The following is a 15,977-nucleotide window of genomic DNA, read 5'->3' as shown; positions in this document are numbered from 1 at the left end:
CTTCTGATTTCTATACGATTGAAACCTTATCTTTGCGTCATTAAATAAAAGACTATGATTTCAGTTGATAATTTAGCCGTTGAATTTAGCGGTCAAACACTTTTTAGTGATGTAAACTTTGTGATTAACCCCACTGATAAAATTGCCTTGATGGGTAAGAACGGTGCAGGAAAATCTACAATGATGAAAATAGTAGCAGGTGTACAAAAAGCTACAAAAGGACAAGTGACAGCTCCTAAGGATGCGGTAATTGCTTATTTGCCCCAACATTTATTGACTGAGGATGATTGTACAGTATTTGAAGAGGCTTCCAAGGCATATCAGCATATTTTTGAGATGCGTGATGAGATGGAAGGACTGAATAAGCAACTGGAAACACGTACAGATTATGAAAGCGATGAGTACATGAAAATCATCGAGCGTGTAACGGATTTGAGCGAAAAATACTATGCAATTGAAGAGATAAACTATGATGCTGAAGTAGAAAAGGCATTAAAAGGTTTAGGTTTCAAACAAGAGGATTTCAAACGTCAAACAAGTGAGTTTAGTGGCGGTTGGAGAATGCGTATTGAATTAGCGAAGATTTTATTACAAAAGCCTGATTTAATTTTATTGGATGAGCCTACAAACCATATTGATATTGAATCTGTAATCTGGCTAGAAGATTTCTTGGTCAACAAAGCCAATGCAGTAATGGTCATCTCCCATGATAGAGCATTTATTGATAATATCACAAACCGTACTATTGAGGTAACAATGGGACGTATTTATGATTACAAGGCCAACTATTCTCATTACTTGGAGTTAAGAGAAGACCGCAGAGCTCAACAACTGAAGGCTTATCAAGAACAGCAGAAATTTATTGCTGAAACGAAAGCCTTTATTGAGCGTTTTAGAGGGACTTATTCCAAAACTAACCAAGTGAATTCTAGAGAAAGAATGTTGGAGAAACTGGAAATCATAGAGGTGGATGAGGTAGATACTTCGGCATTGAAATTGAAATTTCCTCCAGCTCCAAGATCAGGTGAAATTGCCGTAACGGTGTCTGATGTATCCAAATCATATGATGACAAAGTGATCTTTAAAGATGCCAATATGTCGATTCGTAGGGGAGAGAAAGTTGCTTTTGTAGGTAGAAACGGTGAAGGAAAATCTACGATGATCAAATCGATCTTAAAAGAGACTGGGATAGATTCTGGAGAGGCTGATTTAGGACACAATGTAAAAGTAGGTTACTTCGCACAAAACCAAGCGTCTTTATTAGATCCGAAATTGACTATTTTCCAAACGGTTGATGAAGTGGCGAAAGGAGATATCCGAAAGCATATCAACAACATTTTGGGACAGTTTATGTTTGGAGGTGAAGATGTTGATAAAAAAGTAGGTGTTCTTTCTGGTGGTGAGAAGACACGTTTGGCAATGGTCAAGTTATTATTGGAGCCAGTCAATCTCTTGATTCTTGATGAACCTACCAATCACTTGGACTTAAAATCAAAAGACGTACTGAAAGAAGCATTAAAAGACTTTGATGGAACTTTAATTTTAGTTTCTCATGATAGGGATTTCTTACAGGGCTTATCAGAGAAGGTATTTGAGTTTAAAGACCAGAGAGTAATTGAACATTTTGAAACGATTGATGCTTTCCTTGAAAGAAATAGAATAAAGAGTATTGCAGATATTAATCTTTCTAAGTAGCTCATTTTTAGAAGGATGAAGGTGCCGTTCAATGTTTTTTTGAACGGTTTTTTTTTGTCTTTTATTTAATGTTAGGGGTTTTGAATTGAAATATTATCAGTTTCTATAGGATAATAATATTAATTTTGAATTATTTTTTGGTTACCATTTAGTAAAAAACTTACATTCGTCATCATAAATAAAACCATTTCAAAAACTAAGTTATTACTTAAATAAAGACTAATTGTAAAAATGAACGACAAAAAACTAATCTTACTGCTTGGACTTATCATAGCGCCCCAAATGTTGCGTTATGCGTTCGACTTAAAAACGAATTTACTTTACATTGCATTTCAATGCATTGTAATCTTCTTGTTCTTTTTTGTATTGTACAAGAAGGTAAAAGTCACTGAATAAGGCTTTTACGAATAAAACCTCAACCTGTTAAAGGATGAGGTTTTATTCTTTTCCATTTAGTATAAATTATATAATAAATATACACCTAAAGGCTGTTAACACACAACACTCCCTGGATTCATGATTCCATTCGGGTCTATAATATCTTTTATGTTTTTCATTAAATGATAGCTATTATTTCCAATCTTTTCCTTCAACCATGGCGACAAAGCTCTGCCAATACCATGATGATGTGAAAGCGATCCTTTATTGGATAATATCGTGTTGACTAATCCCTCATGAAATTGTTGATAATCTTCAAGAGGAGCACTTTTATCAGTAGGAGAAATGAAGGTGAAATACAGATTAGCTCCATTTTCATATACATGTGAAATGTGGCACATGCAAACAGTATTAGGCCTTGATTTTACATAAGTACGAACGTTTTTCCAGAGCTTTTTTAAGTCTTTCCACATTACAGAAGTTTCAATAGTATCTGTCATCAACCCAAGGTCCATCAGCGGTTCACGCATATAAGCGGAGTGGAAACGTTGTGAGAGCCAATTTTTGGTAGGACGGCTGCCAATCGAACGCCCTCCGAATTTTTTGGAAGTGGATTTTATTTTATCCACTACAAACGAAGCATAATCCTTATCACCTTCCACTGAAATAAACATCAAAGATCTGCTGTTTGGTTTGTAACCAATGGCTTGCAGTGCTTTATCCGAAAAAGTGCCTTCAAAACCTTTCATCCTAAACGCTACTTCAGTTTCTTCGTGATCTGAAATGCGGAACAAGTGTGGTAAACCAAATTGTCCTTGGATACATGCTTTCATCGCTTCCTGTGCACTCTCAAAATCCTTGAAAATAATACATGCATTTTTACGGTTTTTGATCTCAAACTTTCTAATCTTGATCGTTGCTTGAGTGATTACTCCCAACGTTCCTTCTGCACCAATAAACAAAGGTATGAGGTCCCAGCCTTGAGCAGTTTTAGGATAATTTTCATTTTCAATAATCCCAATAGGAGTAATGGCTTTTAAACTCAACAACATGTCTTCAATCTTACCATACCCAGTAGAACATTGTCCTGCACCTTTTGCCGCTATCCAGCCGCCTAAAGTGGAGAATTCAAACGACTGAGGAAAGTGACCGCAGGTATATCCTTTTTGGTTTAAAAATTTCTCAAGAGCAGGACCACTGATGCCTGATTGGGCTGTAACCGTAAGGCTTTCTTCATCAAGACTGATGATTTGATTGAGGTGTTTGGTCAAATCCAAAGCAATACCACCGTCAGGCAGACCAATTCCTTTTGTCACAGAAGATCTCAGCCCTTGTGGGCAGATTGGTATTTTCCAGTCATTACATTTCTGAATAATCAATTCTACTTGAGACTCATCATTCGGACTAATCACTAGATCAGGTGGAGCTGTGACTTTTTCTTGTCTCAGTTCTAGTAATTCACTGTAAAACTTCCCGGCGGCGTGTTTTGCTCTTTCAAAATCAGAAGTTTTAATATTTTCAGCTCCAACTATTTCTGTAAATTCTTTGACATATTTTGGTTGAAGTTGAATTTCCCTTTCTACAATAACTTCTTTTTCGCCAGGTAAAAAAGTGGGCAAATTTACTTCAGAAACAGGAATGCCAACAAGTTCTTGAATAGTTTTTTTGACATCATCAGATAGCACTTCTTGATAATTAGGATCACCCCATTTAAGTATTTGCCTGTAAGTGTTTTTAAGCAATGTTTTCATTTCTTTACTCTTGATTCTGTATCAATTGATAATGGTTTAAAAAGTTATCTTTTTGCTGATTTAGTTGTTCATCATTGTAGTTTAATTTCTTCTTTAAAATTAAGCTTACTTTTTCAATGAGTTCATCAGAAGGTTGATTTAATGTTCCAAGACCCGTTCTTCTCAGAAATATATCTTCTAAAGTAAAAGCCATTTCATATTCAATAGCATAATAAATCTGTGCTAAAACTTCCCCTTCTTCTGATAGGTTCTCAGTGATTTTATTAAAATGGATTTCCAAAATTTCTTTCGCTTCCTCACCGTACATATTGACTAAGGTGTCAATTTGATGATGAATAGCTTTTGGAAATTCTTCCATTAAATACTTTTTGTAATTCTCAATGTGTAAAATTCCACATCCAAAGAGCGGTTGCTTTGCCGTTTGTTCATGCTTTTTATGTAATACAATCAGCGAAGAAACCTTTTCACCTAGCAATTCAGCCAAGTGTCTTGAAGTAGTATATTTTCCACCTTCAACTGTAAATAAATGCTTGAATCCCTCAGAAGCATGATCAACAATTTCATGTTTTCTGGATTGTTCATACGTATTTTCTGTATTTTGATCTACCAGCGGTCTTAATCCTCCGTAGTAATAGGTAATGTCCTCTTTTTTAAGAATCTGACTTCCATAGCAGGAGTTCACTTCCTCTATCAATTCATCTATACTATCTTGCGTTACTTTCCAATCATCCACTTTACCTTTGTACGGTTTATCTGTGGTACCAATGATAGTCTGACCTCTCCATGGAAGCAACATAATATGCCTGCCTTTTGGTGTGACAAGAGCCACTGCATATTTGTTTCCCAGCGAAGGGGTTACAATATGAATGCCTTCAGATCTCAGCGGTATGCGTTTTCTTTTTGGAGAATTGTCAAGTTGAAGAACATTGTTGGTCCATGCACCAGCACAGTTAATGATTACAGTTCCATTGAGCTGTACTTTCTGATGATGAATAAGGTCAACGGCTTCAACACCTTTTACAGTATTATTGATCACTTTGAAGTCAGTGACTTTGCAATAATTGCTCACTTCAGCACCATTCAACATGGCAGATTTGATAAAGCTTAGCGTTAATCTTTCAGCATAAGCGTTTTGACAATCATAATAAACGTAGCTTCCTAAGAGCCCATCTTCATGAATGACCTTCTCTCTTATGATTGTTTTTCTTTTGCTTAATGTTTGATAGTTAGGAAGGGCATTTTCCTCCAACTTTGTGTTTTTTTTGTCATACGAAAGGTAATCGTAAACTTCCATTCCAGCTTTAAGCATTAGTTGTTCCTTGAGTGAATAAAAAGGAAGCATAAAAGGAATGGGGCGTACAAAATTGGGGGCAATGTCTGATAGATAGCGCCTCTCTCTTAAAGATTCTCTGACAAGACCTACTTCAAAGTTTTTGAGATAACGTAAGCCTCCATGAATTAATTTAGAAGTTGCAGCGGAAGTACCACTGCCAAAATCACTCTTTTCCAACAAGGCAACAGAAGCTCCTTTCAAGCTTAATTCATAAGCAATGGAAGCACCTGTTATTCCGCCCCCAATGATGATTGCATCATAGTGAGGAGCAGAAAAGCCTCTATGAGACATAGGATGCTGCATAAGTGTTTATTTATTGGTTTGGTTCCAAAAAATAACGAATGCAATTCATATTTCAATAGAAATCATTCATTTATTTGTCTGTGTGACCCAGTGAACGCTCAGGATCAATCAAGTCTCTGATAGCTTGTTTCACTTTTTTAGGCTCAGGGAATCCTAGCTCTTTTCGATCCCAGATCAGCTGATCATTGACATAGATTTTAAAGACTCCACCGTCAGTAGGCTTCAAGCTGATCTCTTCAATTTTGTTGTTAAAAGTGTACAGTAATTCTTGCTGCATCCAAACTGCTCTTGGTGTCCACTGACAAAGTGTACAATATTCTATTGTGATTTTTATTTTTTCCATACTATTTACTTTTCTACCTATAGTTTAGCACTTAAGTTCTAAGACAAAATTATAGATCATAAATTCTTATTTTACGTTTACTACTTTAAAAAACGACTAATAGAATTACTATTCATTCGTTTTTCAGTGTTGTACTCTCAAAAAAATAATTATCATCTATTTTTGACTTAGCACTTAAATAGAAATAAAATTAAATAAATATTACATTTTTTGTACTTTGGTGCATTAAATAAAATAAATAAAGAGATGAAAAATTTATTAATTACTTTATTAGCATACTTTCTTTTTAACTCAGTTTTTGCACAGCAGCATTTTTATGTAGGAACTTACACTAGCACCACGTCAGAAGGAATCTATAAGATGCATATTGATGCAAAAAATGGAAAACTAATTTTGGATGGTGTAGCGGCAAAGTCAGAGCAACCTTCTTACTTGGCATTTTCAAAAGACCATCAATATGTGGTGGCTGTCAATGAAATTTCTGATACAAAACTGCCAGGGAAAGATGGAAAAGTAAGTTTGTTTAAAGTAGATAAAACAACAGGTGATCTTACTTTTGTAAACCAAGTTAACAGTGGTGGGGCACACCCTTGCCATGTGTCATTAGACCCGAGCAACAATGTTTTTGTAGCCAATTATTCTGGTGGAAATGTGGGTGTATTCAATATTCAAGATGGTCAATTGACAGAAAAAGAGGATTTGATTCAATACGAAGGAAACGGACCCAAAAAAAACAGACAAGAAGCGGCACACGCTCATTTTTCAAACTATGTACTGGGAAAAGAAAGAGTATATACCGTTGATTTAGGTAGTGATCAAGTTCATGAATATAAAGTAGTGGGCGGTAAATTAGAAGAAACAAACTCTATTGGCGTAACAGCTGGAGGTGGACCTCGTCATTTGATTTGGTCAAAAGGTGGAAAATATCTATATGTACTGAATGAATTGTCTAGTGTTGTTTCAGCTTATACTATGTCTGAAGGAGGTTTCTCGTTGATAGAAGAAGTTTCAACATTGCCTGCTGATTTTGATAAAAGTAAATTGAATACATGTGCTGCAATTAAGATTTCAAAAGATGGAAAGTACCTTTATGCTTCCAATAGAGGCCATAATAGTATTGTGATTTATAAAATTGATCAGAAAACAGGAAAACTAGAAAACCTTGGTTATGCAGACGTTCATGGTGATGCTCCTAGAGACTTCAGCATTAGTCCAAAACAGGATTTTGTGGTAGTTTCTAATCAACAGTCCAGCAACGTTGTTTTGTTTAAAAGAAATAAGAAAACAGGGATGTTGGAATTTAAAGACGAGGTAATGGTGCCATTGCCAGTGAATGTAGTTTTCTGGTAAATCTATCTGATAAGAAAAAAATAAACCCTGATGCAAAACATCAGGGTTTTTAGTTCCAATGATAAAATAGTATTGGTTTGGATTGTTAGTCCGAATACTTGTACCTAAGGGCCAAGTATTATCTATTGCATTATTTTCTTTTTGCTTTGATCAGCAATTGGTCATCTTGGTATAAATAAAGCTCTTTGCCGTCTACTTCATAACGGTTCACTTTATCAATTTGCATAAAGAATGCACCTTCAACATCATTATCGGCACACATCATTCTTGTAGCTGCTAAAGGACCAATTTTAATTGCCTTTGAGTAAGCATCTAATTCAAATTTCCCTTTGAAGTTATTACAGCTTCCAGTTCCATTTGCCTCAAGATCTTTTGATAAGAAGAAGTTTGGAATATTCTCTCCCATATCCGCAACACCTTCAATTTTAGTTACTTCCCAATTTCTAAATAACTCTCTGTGATTTTCTCCCTTTTTTGCAGAAACTAAAGCTTTTCCATCTTTATATAAAGTAAGAACATCGCCTTCTACTTTAAACTTGTTGAACTGTTCCAAGACTTTTCCTAAAGCTCTTTCATGCTCAGCTACCTCCTCACAGTACATCATTGTAGACATAAAAGGACCAGCACTTAATGTATCAGCTTCAGCATCATATTTCATGGATCCACCTAAACCGTTACAGCCTGCATAGCCTGAAATTCGGTCATTAGTAGGGTCAAATAAAATATATGTTTTTAATGGATCAGTAGCTTTTCCATCTAGACTTTCAATTACCCAAGTCGCTGAAAGTGCCATATATGGATCTTGTGTTTCTTTCAAAATCTTTACAAGTTTATAGTTAAGAGAAGAAGCATCTGCTGGCGGATTATCAACTTCTGTCACAGCTACTTCAATTTGGTATTCATATCCTTCTTTGTAATCAAATCCTTCAATAGCTCCATAGAAATTACTCCATTCTTGAGCTCCATCTTCTTTTACTAAATAGCATTTTTGTGGTCCTACTCCAGTGCAGTCCACTTGTTTACTGCCAATGATTAAGGTTTTTGTTGATAAACTAGGTTGTTTTGTTGCAGCACAACTTAATAATGAACCGATGCTTATAATAAATAAGGCGAATTTTAGTATTTTTGTCATATTATTTAAGTAGTTATGTTGAATGGAACTTAACGGTTCAAAAACGATTAAGTTTTTTTTCAAGCTTTAAATTGAAACATTACTTTTTAAATAAACTGTAAACCAGTTAGTTATTTAAGATTAAAAATAGTTAAAAGAAATAACGATCGACCCATAATTGGAAAATATTTGAGGACATTTTTTTGTTCAATCTATTTTTTTAATTGTCGTTATACAGAATGAATCAAAGTATTATGACTAGGTATATTATCAATTTACTAGCATCACTTTGCCTTTGCTTTTTATTTGTTGCATGTAGTCAGGAGGAAGAGTCCACAGTGACCGCCTGTGACAATGAAAATGTGGCAAATATGGTAGAGCAATATGATGAATTGTTTTTGAGGGCAATAGACAATGCAGACTGTGAAACAATTTTATCTGTTACAGCAGAAATCACAGATTTTATTGATGAGAACTACAATTGTCTTATCATCTATTATGTTTTGACAGATGATACAATTGAAACCGACAGAGATGCAGAACAACATCTTGAAGATGTGAAGGAATTAATGGAAGGCTTCAGTTATTTATGTGAAATTGAAGAGGCTCCTTTTTTTGATTAATCTTATTGTACTGCTTAACGATCTCGATACGACTGCTTTTTGTGCGAATTAAACCTAATACCCCCACTTAATTTTGCAATTATCTTAATGATAATATACAGGATGAGGTTTTTCCATTCTTATTTTTTTACATTTGTGATCCAAATGAGTATTTGAATGCTTATTCATGTACCCACTTATCTAGAAATTACAAAGTAATAATATAAAACTTATGAGTTTATTAACTGTAGGTTCAGTTGCTTTTGATGCAATTGAAACACCTTTTGGCAAAACTGATAAAATTATTGGAGGAGCTGGAACATATATCTCTATCTCATCTTCATTCTTCGTAAAACCTGTTAGAGTTGTAGCAGTAGTTGGAGACGATTTCCCACAAGAATACATCAAGACTTTACAAGATCAAGGTGTAGACACAGAAGGTCTTCAAATCAAAGAAGGAGAGAAAACATTCTTCTGGGCGGGTAAATATCACAATGATATGAACTCTAGAGACACTTTAGTGACAGAATTGAATGTTTTAGAGCATTTTGATCCAATCGTGCCAGACAGTTACCAAGGGACAGAATACGTGATGTTGGGCAACCTTTCACCACAAGTTCAAAGTACAGTTATTGAGCGTATGAATGATCGTCCAAAGTTGGTAGTGATGGATACTATGAACTTCTGGATGGACATTGCAATGGAAGATCTTGCTAAAACTATTTCTATGGTAGATGTTCTTTCTGTGAATGATGAGGAAGCTCGTCAGTTGTCAGGAGAGTATTCTCTAAGAAAAGCTGCGAAGAAAATCATGGCAATGGGGCCAAAGTACTTGATCATCAAAAAAGGTGAGCACGGTGCTTTATTATTCCACGAAGATCAAATTTTCTCTGCACCAGCTTTACCATTGGAAGAAGTATTTGATCCAACAGGAGCAGGTGATACTTTTGCAGGTGGCTTCATCGGTTATTTAGCAAAAACAGATGATATTTCATTCGAAAACATGAAAAAAGCAGTAATCTACGGATCAGCAATGGCTTCTTTCTGTGTTGAGAAATTCGGTACTGAGCGTTTATTAGAGATCACGGAAAAAGACCTAGAAGAGCGTGTTCAGGAATTCCATAAATTAACTTCATTTGATATGTCTTTCTAATTTGAAAGCATACATTTGTTGAAACTAAACTTCTCTGCTTATTTTTGAATTAAGTAGAGAAGTTTTTTTATGTATCAATATTTCAATTCACACACACATCACCTTTCTGATAATGCATTGGAGATCATCAATGCTTTTGTTCAAGATGAATTTATACCATCAGGCAAGAAGCTTATAAGTGCAGGGATTCATCCTTGGCATTTAGAAAATGTTGTTATCGAAGAAAGTCTTTCTAAACTTGAGCAGAAAGTCAAAAGCCTCACTGCCATCGGAGAAACGGGGTTGGATAGAGTGATTCAGTTTCCATTCGAAAAGCAAAAAGAAGTTTTCAAACATCATATAGAAATTGCAGAAAGGCATCAAAAACCTATGATTATTCATTGTGTGAGGGCTTATTCTGATGTGCTCCAAGTCAGAAAAGAGATGAAGTGTAAAATGCCTTGGGTTTTTCATGGTTTTATGGGAAATGTTCAAATTGCAAATCAGCTTATTACTAAAGGATGCTTTTTATCTTTTGGAAAAGCAATTCTACAGCAAAGACCTAAACTTCATAAAGTGATACAAGAAACGGATTCACGTTGCCACTTATTTGAGACAGATGATGATCCAGATTTGAAAATTGAGGAAGTATATCAAAAAGGAGCTTTGCTTTATCAATGTGATTTGAAGGACGTAATTGAAGAAAAATTACAAATAGCCAAAAACTTATTTCCCAAACTAAATGATCTTCTTTAGATTTGCAGTCGATTTTTAAAATTTACATTCAAAGAAGATGGGACACTGGCAAGAAAGAACGGAGTTGCTAATTGGTCAAGATGGCATTCAAACATTAGGAAGTAAACACGTATTGATAGTTGGAGTAGGTGGAGTAGGTGGATTTGCAGCAGAAGCGATTGCAAGAGCAGGCGTTGGAAAAATTACTATTGTAGATGGAGATGTTGTAGATGAAAGCAATAGAAACCGTCAGATTGCAGCTTTAATAAGCACAACTGCAAAACCAAAGGCGTCTGTAATCGGTGATAGAATCAAGGATATCAACCCGGACGTGGTGTTGGATATCAAAGAAACTTATCTTGAAGATGAAATGGCTATTCGTCAATTATTGGAAGAATACGATTACGACTATGTAGTAGAATGCATTGATACACTTACTCCAAAGGTTACTTTATTGTCAGCTTGTATGGAGAAAAAAATCAAGGTAATTAGCTCAATGGGTGCTGGCGGAAGAATGGACCCAACTCAAACAAAAGTGGGTAGATTGAAAGATACGTACAACTGCCTTCTAGCAAAACAAGTGAGAAAGCGCATTCCTCAGAAATCATACAGAAGAAAAATCAAATGTGTTTATTCTCCTGAATTGATTGATAAAAATAAAGTAGTGACAGTGGAAGGTGTAAAACATAAAGCATCAACGATTGGAACAATTTCTTATATGCCTGCAGTATTTGGCTTGACGGTCGCTTCTGTTGCCATTAGAGATTTATTAAAATAATAAGCGATTAGAAGCTACAAATTGCTCAGTTTTTAAATATGATGAAAAGAAGTTTAGAGACTGAGCATTTTTATGTTAAGTGCTTTTTGCAAACAAGGATGTGACTTCAAAAAGTACTTTTCATCTACTCTTAACATTGATTTAGAAAAAAAGCCTCTTTTTTTGTCACAAATCATCAGTTGATTCAGTCTTATGAAATAAGAAATTTTTAATGTCTTTCATTTAAAATCAAACCTATATACCCTTTTAAGGGAAGGAACAAAGCATGATACGATTAATTTTTCGTTTATTATTTAATTTAAATAAATGGTCATTGAGCATCGATCATATCGATCAAAATGATTTAAAAAAAAGTGTTTTTCTAGCTACTCCGCATACTTCTAATTGGGACGCTGTTTATATGGTGGCGGCCATGTTGAAAATTGGTGTGAAATTGAGGTTTGCCATCAAAAGAGAATGGATCAGATTTCCACTTAGTATTGCTCTTAAACCTATGGGTGCAATTGGCATTGACAGAAGACCACAAGGAGAAAGAAAAACCAAGTTGAGCATGGTGGAAGCCATGGCAAATTTATTTCAGCAAAGACAAGAACTTTCATTGGTTATTCCGCCAGAAGGATCAAGATCTCTTAGAGAAGAATGGAAGTCAGGTTTTTATTATGTAGCAACTACTGCTAAAGTGCCTATAGCATTGGCATATTTAGATTATGATAAGAAAACGGCAGGGGTTTATGAAGTTTTTCATCCCACAGGAAATTATGAAGAGGATATGAAATACATCATTTCAGTTTACAAGAAGCATAATCCAGGACCAAAATTTCCTGAATTGTTTACTTATGACAAAAGATTTGACTAGTCAGAATAAATAAGATATAACAAAGTAGAAATGAAAGTTTCTACTTTTTTTGTGCCTGAATAGTAGACAATGGATTGAAAAAGATGAGGTTAAGCCAGAGAAAATGCAATTCAGGATGTTTAACGAATTATAGTTGTAACAACTAAAAATGATTTTTTTTCGTTTGTAAATTATTATTCCAGAAATACACTCATTACTTTTAAAGTATAAAAAACTACTACTAGGTTATGGATAGTAAAGTAAAAAACGTGGAAAAAGATATAATCGCACAAATAAATTCAAATAAATGTATGTTTCAGATGCCTTCAAAACAGAAGGCAGAGGAATTTATTGATGATATGTTTGAATTCTTGTTTCCTGTAGTTTCAGGAGTAGAACAGGGATACTATGCAGCAGAGTTGGCATTGATCAGGCTTAAAGGAAAATTACAAGAGCTTTTCCTTCCTATTCGTGATCAATTTGAAGTAGGATGTAGTAGTGCCGCGGAGCGTTTCTTCGAGTGTTTACCTGAAGTACATGCCAAGCTGTTGAAAGATGCTCAGGCTATTTATGAAGGAGATCCTGCCGCTAATCATATAGAAGAAGTGATATTGGCTTATCCTGGCTTTTTTGCTGTGTTTGTTTACCGATTGTCACATCAGCTTTATCAATGCGAAGTGCCTATTGTACCTCGATTGTTTTCTGAATATGCACATAGCAAAACAGGTATAGATATCCATCCAGGAGCTAAAATAGGAGAGTACTTTTGCATAGATCATGGTACTGGAATAGTGGTCGGTGAAACAACCAATATTGGTAATTATGTGAAAATCTATCAAGGAGTAACTTTAGGTGCCTTGAGCGTGAGTAAAAACCTGGCAACCATGAAAAGGCACCCTACCATTGAGGATAATGTCATTATCTATTCGGGTACGACAATTCTTGGAGGAGAGACCGTTATTGGTGAAAACTCTATCATCGGAGGTAATGTTTGGCTGACCGAAAGTGTAGAACCTAACTCAACGGTATATAATCAGAGCACGGTAAGTGTTAGAAAGAAAAAAGTATAAAAATAATTGCCTTGAAATAAGTAATGCCTCAGTTGTTAAAGCTGAGGCATTTGTTTTATAAAAGAGAAATAAATAAAGGAATTTCTATTTTAAAAGATAGGACCTACCTATTCTTACAGTACTCAATGTGGCCAAGGGCATTATTAAGACCGTCAACACCATTATTGAGGTGTGCAATCGCATCATGAATATGATCCACTGCGGTCGTAAGATGTGAATGCATTTCATTCATATCTTCAGCATAATGCACATTTGTAAGTGTAGTGGAGGCAATATCGAAGACTACTTTCGCATCATGAAAAGAGCCATGTGCATCACCGGCTTTGTCTTTTGCATGTATACAAATTTCTTCCGCTTGTGCCTGAGCACTGTGAGACTCACCTTTTGCAAAGTGAGCATTTTTCATTGCTTCTTCTGCTTCTTGCTGTGCAATGTTTACATTTTCTTTAATGCATTCAATAGTATGACAATCAAAACATTCGCTGATAAAGTGTAAAGCGGTGTTAGCTCCTTCGTGCGAGGATTGATAATAGTCGTAGGCTTCATGTATGTCTGAAACGATGATGTGATGTTGAGCATTGATAAAATTGAAAATGTTAAGTAAAAACAGTAGTGATAAGAGTCGTTGCATAAAAAAGGCTTGGTTGTTTCGATTAGTCAACATATTCCAGCCATAATAAGTGCAGGGTATTAACAGTAATCACATCAAATATTCGAAAAGTGCAATGCTTATCTTTTAAAATTAAAAAATGCTCAAAAAAATAGGACAATTCGTATGGGTGAATTGTCCTTTAAAGTAATATTATATTATTGCTTATTTTTTAATTGCTCTTTCAATCTATCCAATTCAGAAGAACCTCCGCTTGAAGAAGAAGTTGAGCCAGTATTTGTATTATTTTCAGTATTTTGATTCAAACTAGCTTTTAATTTTTTCAGCTCATCTGAAGTTCCTAAAGAAGCTGCAGAAGCACCCCCTGATAAACCTAATGCTTGATCAATTTCAGTGTCAACTGTTTTATTGCTAAGGTCTGCAATTTCTCCATATGACTCTGCTAATGCTTCTTTTTCTTCTACTTTCTGTTTCATTTTCTCCAAACGAGCAATTGTTGTAGAAGAATCAACGCTTGATAATTGTTTATTTAATTTGGCAGAAGCATCACTTACAGTAGCTCTTGCTTTCAATGTCTTTAATTCATTTTCCCAGTTCGATATCTGAGATTTTAGACTTTGAACATTACTTTCCATTTTAGAAAGCATACCTGAATAATTATCAATATTTTTTTGATTAGCACCAGCTCTTTGCTCATACTGTTGTTTTCTTTCTAAAGCCTGACTTGCCAAACGATCTGCCTCATCAGCACTGATATGTCCACTTTGAGCTCTTTGTAATAATAATACCGCTTTTGATTCAAACTCTTTTGCGTTTCTATTATTTGACTCAAATTCTTTTTTTTCACGGATTGAAAGAGCTTTCACTTCTGCAAGTCCTTGCATGGACTTCGAAAGGTCAGTCTTTAAATCTCTAATTCCTTGTTCAGTTTGTTTAATAGGGTTTTCTAATTTATCTAAAACTGAATTTGCTTCTGCTTCTGCTATTCCAAAAAGTCTTTTTAACCATCCAAACATTTCGATTCTATAATTTTATTATTAATTTTTTAATTTCTTTTCAAAGTAATTGTAAGCCTCATTGATCTGTAAAGTAACTTTCTGAGCCATCTCTTGTTTAGCAGGATCGTCTGTATACAAATCTGGATGATATAATTTAACTAATTTTCTGTAAGATTTCTTTATTGTAGCAAAATCATCCCCTCTTTTTACTTCTAAAGCTTTATAATATTCATCTTCTTGCGACATCTGTTGGTTTTGCTGAGAGGAATATTGTTGCTCAGATTGACTTTGATATTGTTGTTGAGTGTTCTGATATTTGTAAGTATCATTTTTGATCTCCTCATAATATTTTTCCCATTCCTTTTTGTCATCATCATCAAAAAGGTTTTGAAGAACGGGATTGTTTTCAATCTGATCGTTGATTGTTGCTCTTAATATATTCTTAAATCTGTCGACTAACATTGTATAAATCTTACTGGCTTAATAAATTTAAATAAACGTCTTATTATATAAGACGAAAAGTTACTAAAAAAGATACTTTAATGCATAAAAAGTTATTTGTGAATGATTTTTCATTTATTTTTTTGGGAAATTCGTCATTAGGTGTATATTTGACAATTACTGAAGATGTGTTAATTAGCTCTCTTCAAAAGTACACACTCAAACATTTTTTTTATATTTTTGAGCAGTCATCGCCTTTAATCTTGTTGAAGGATTTGACTACTTAGATTTAATTATCTAATACTATACACATAAAGAGGTATTTACCTTTTTAATAACAACCGATAGTGCAAATGGAACAGAATTTCCCTTGGCATAAACACTATGCCGATTTTACTCCAAAAGAGATCAACCCGGATAATTACCACTCATTACTAAAGTTATTTGAGGAATCTTTCCAAAAATTTTCAAATAAAATAGCCTACGAAAACATGGGAGGTAAGTTGACGTAC

15 protein-coding genes are annotated in these 15,977 nt (G+C 34.6%); 8 read left to right on the top strand and 7 right to left on the bottom strand.

Going from position 1 to position 15,977, the window contains the following annotated elements:
* Positions 1 to 54 precede the first annotated feature (54 nt).
* Entirely contained in the window at positions 55 to 1,695 is a 1,641-nt protein-coding gene (locus AVL50_RS03845) for an ABC-F family ATP-binding cassette domain-containing protein (RefSeq protein ID WP_062615166.1), read from the top strand.
* Positions 1,696 to 2,186: 491 nt separating this feature from the next.
* Here the strand turns inward: AVL50_RS03845 and AVL50_RS03840 are convergent, their stop codons facing one another.
* The 3 genes from AVL50_RS03840 to AVL50_RS03830 form a co-directional block, all read right to left on the bottom strand.
* On the bottom strand, positions 2,187 to 3,824 hold the full coding sequence (locus AVL50_RS03840; RefSeq protein ID WP_062615165.1) for an FAD-binding oxidoreductase: 1,638 nt from the start codon (positions 3,822 to 3,824) through the stop codon (positions 2,187 to 2,189).
* 4 nt (positions 3,825 to 3,828) lie between these two features.
* Positions 3,829 to 5,460, bottom strand: coding sequence for a glycerol-3-phosphate dehydrogenase/oxidase (locus AVL50_RS03835; RefSeq protein WP_063850532.1), 1,632 nt, complete (start codon positions 5,458 to 5,460; stop codon positions 3,829 to 3,831).
* A 70-nt stretch (positions 5,461 to 5,530) separates the two neighbouring features.
* The gene (locus tag AVL50_RS03830) at positions 5,531 to 5,803 is read right to left on the bottom strand and encodes a SelT/SelW/SelH family protein (RefSeq protein ID WP_062615163.1); all 273 of its coding nucleotides are present in this window, start codon (positions 5,801 to 5,803) and stop codon (positions 5,531 to 5,533) included.
* A gap of 246 nt (positions 5,804 to 6,049) precedes the next feature.
* Between AVL50_RS03830 and AVL50_RS03825 the strand changes: the two genes are divergently transcribed.
* Positions 6,050 to 7,153 carry a lactonase family protein gene (locus AVL50_RS03825; RefSeq protein ID WP_063850544.1) on the top strand — a complete coding sequence of 368 codons (1,104 nt, stop codon included), beginning with the start codon at positions 6,050 to 6,052 and terminating at the stop codon, positions 7,151 to 7,153.
* Between the two features lie 130 nt (positions 7,154 to 7,283).
* Here the strand turns inward: AVL50_RS03825 and AVL50_RS03820 are convergent, their stop codons facing one another.
* The gene (locus tag AVL50_RS03820; RefSeq protein WP_062615161.1) at positions 7,284 to 8,285 is read right to left on the bottom strand and encodes an META domain-containing protein; all 1,002 of its coding nucleotides are present in this window, start codon (positions 8,283 to 8,285) and stop codon (positions 7,284 to 7,286) included.
* 233 nt (positions 8,286 to 8,518) lie between these two features.
* Here AVL50_RS03820 and AVL50_RS03815 point away from each other — a divergent pair, with 233 nt between their 5' ends.
* The 6 genes from AVL50_RS03815 to epsC all read left to right on the top strand — a co-directional run bounded on the left by AVL50_RS03815 (position 8,519) and on the right by epsC (position 13,416).
* On the top strand, positions 8,519 to 8,887 hold the full coding sequence (locus AVL50_RS03815; RefSeq protein ID WP_157491131.1) for a hypothetical protein: 369 nt from the start codon (positions 8,519 to 8,521) through the stop codon (positions 8,885 to 8,887).
* A 211-nt stretch (positions 8,888 to 9,098) separates the two neighbouring features.
* Positions 9,099 to 10,019, top strand: coding sequence for a PfkB family carbohydrate kinase (locus AVL50_RS03810; protein WP_062615159.1), 921 nt, complete (start codon positions 9,099 to 9,101; stop codon positions 10,017 to 10,019).
* A 69-nt stretch (positions 10,020 to 10,088) separates the two neighbouring features.
* Complete coding sequence (locus AVL50_RS03805) at positions 10,089 to 10,754, top strand: TatD family hydrolase (RefSeq protein ID WP_062615158.1); 666 nt, start codon at positions 10,089 to 10,091, stop codon at positions 10,752 to 10,754.
* A gap of 37 nt (positions 10,755 to 10,791) precedes the next feature.
* A complete protein-coding gene (locus AVL50_RS03800) occupies positions 10,792 to 11,511 on the top strand; it encodes a ThiF family adenylyltransferase (protein WP_062615157.1) in 720 nt (239 codons plus the stop codon).
* 265 nt (positions 11,512 to 11,776) lie between these two features.
* Positions 11,777 to 12,367 carry a 1-acyl-sn-glycerol-3-phosphate acyltransferase gene (locus AVL50_RS03795; protein WP_063850531.1) on the top strand — a complete coding sequence of 197 codons (591 nt, stop codon included), beginning with the start codon at positions 11,777 to 11,779 and terminating at the stop codon, positions 12,365 to 12,367.
* Positions 12,368 to 12,594: 227 nt separating this feature from the next.
* A complete protein-coding gene (gene epsC / locus AVL50_RS03790; protein ID WP_062615156.1) occupies positions 12,595 to 13,416 on the top strand; it encodes a serine O-acetyltransferase EpsC in 822 nt (273 codons plus the stop codon).
* Between the two features lie 103 nt (positions 13,417 to 13,519).
* Here the strand turns inward: epsC and AVL50_RS03785 are convergent, their stop codons facing one another.
* The 3 genes from AVL50_RS03785 to AVL50_RS03775 all read right to left on the bottom strand — a co-directional run bounded on the left by AVL50_RS03785 (position 13,520) and on the right by AVL50_RS03775 (position 15,486).
* Positions 13,520 to 14,047 carry a hypothetical protein gene (locus AVL50_RS03785; RefSeq protein ID WP_062615155.1) on the bottom strand — a complete coding sequence of 176 codons (528 nt, stop codon included), beginning with the start codon at positions 14,045 to 14,047 and terminating at the stop codon, positions 13,520 to 13,522.
* A gap of 176 nt (positions 14,048 to 14,223) precedes the next feature.
* Complete coding sequence (locus AVL50_RS03780; protein WP_062615154.1) at positions 14,224 to 15,042, bottom strand: PspA/IM30 family protein; 819 nt, start codon at positions 15,040 to 15,042, stop codon at positions 14,224 to 14,226.
* Between the two features lie 21 nt (positions 15,043 to 15,063).
* Positions 15,064 to 15,486 carry a DnaJ domain-containing protein gene (locus AVL50_RS03775; RefSeq protein ID WP_062615153.1) on the bottom strand — a complete coding sequence of 141 codons (423 nt, stop codon included), beginning with the start codon at positions 15,484 to 15,486 and terminating at the stop codon, positions 15,064 to 15,066.
* Positions 15,487 to 15,977: the final 491 nt, after the last annotated feature.

Origin of the sequence: Flammeovirga sp. SJP92 (assembly GCF_001583495.1) — a bacterium.
Lineage (GTDB): Bacteria > Bacteroidota > Bacteroidia > Cytophagales > Flammeovirgaceae > Flammeovirga.
This window is presented reverse-complemented; position numbering and strand designations above follow the sequence as displayed.

What these genes read in the sequence shown, in the direction of transcription:
- AVL50_RS03845 (WP_062615166.1), top strand. Translation starts at nt 55, where the DNA reads ATGATTTCAGTTGATAATTTAGCCGTTGAATTTAGCGGTCAAACACTT.
- AVL50_RS03840 (WP_062615165.1), bottom strand. Translation starts at nt 3,824, where the DNA reads ATGAAAACATTGCTTAAAAACACTTACAGGCAAATACTTAAATGGGGT.
- AVL50_RS03835 (WP_063850532.1), bottom strand. Translation starts at nt 5,460, where the DNA reads ATGCAGCATCCTATGTCTCATAGAGGCTTTTCTGCTCCTCACTATGAT.
- AVL50_RS03830 (WP_062615163.1), bottom strand. Translation starts at nt 5,803, where the DNA reads ATGGAAAAAATAAAAATCACAATAGAATATTGTACACTTTGTCAGTGG.
- AVL50_RS03825 (WP_063850544.1), top strand. Translation starts at nt 6,050, where the DNA reads ATGAAAAATTTATTAATTACTTTATTAGCATACTTTCTTTTTAACTCA.
- AVL50_RS03820 (WP_062615161.1), bottom strand. Translation starts at nt 8,285, where the DNA reads ATGACAAAAATACTAAAATTCGCCTTATTTATTATAAGCATCGGTTCA.
- AVL50_RS03815 (WP_157491131.1), top strand. Translation starts at nt 8,519, where the DNA reads ATGACTAGGTATATTATCAATTTACTAGCATCACTTTGCCTTTGCTTT.
- AVL50_RS03810 (WP_062615159.1), top strand. Translation starts at nt 9,099, where the DNA reads ATGAGTTTATTAACTGTAGGTTCAGTTGCTTTTGATGCAATTGAAACA.
- AVL50_RS03805 (WP_062615158.1), top strand. Translation starts at nt 10,089, where the DNA reads ATGTATCAATATTTCAATTCACACACACATCACCTTTCTGATAATGCA.
- AVL50_RS03800 (WP_062615157.1), top strand. Translation starts at nt 10,792, where the DNA reads ATGGGACACTGGCAAGAAAGAACGGAGTTGCTAATTGGTCAAGATGGC.
- AVL50_RS03795 (WP_063850531.1), top strand. Translation starts at nt 11,777, where the DNA reads ATGATACGATTAATTTTTCGTTTATTATTTAATTTAAATAAATGGTCA.
- epsC (WP_062615156.1), top strand. Translation starts at nt 12,595, where the DNA reads ATGGATAGTAAAGTAAAAAACGTGGAAAAAGATATAATCGCACAAATA.
- AVL50_RS03785 (WP_062615155.1), bottom strand. Translation starts at nt 14,047, where the DNA reads ATGCAACGACTCTTATCACTACTGTTTTTACTTAACATTTTCAATTTT.
- AVL50_RS03780 (WP_062615154.1), bottom strand. Translation starts at nt 15,042, where the DNA reads ATGTTTGGATGGTTAAAAAGACTTTTTGGAATAGCAGAAGCAGAAGCA.
- AVL50_RS03775 (WP_062615153.1), bottom strand. Translation starts at nt 15,486, where the DNA reads ATGTTAGTCGACAGATTTAAGAATATATTAAGAGCAACAATCAACGAT.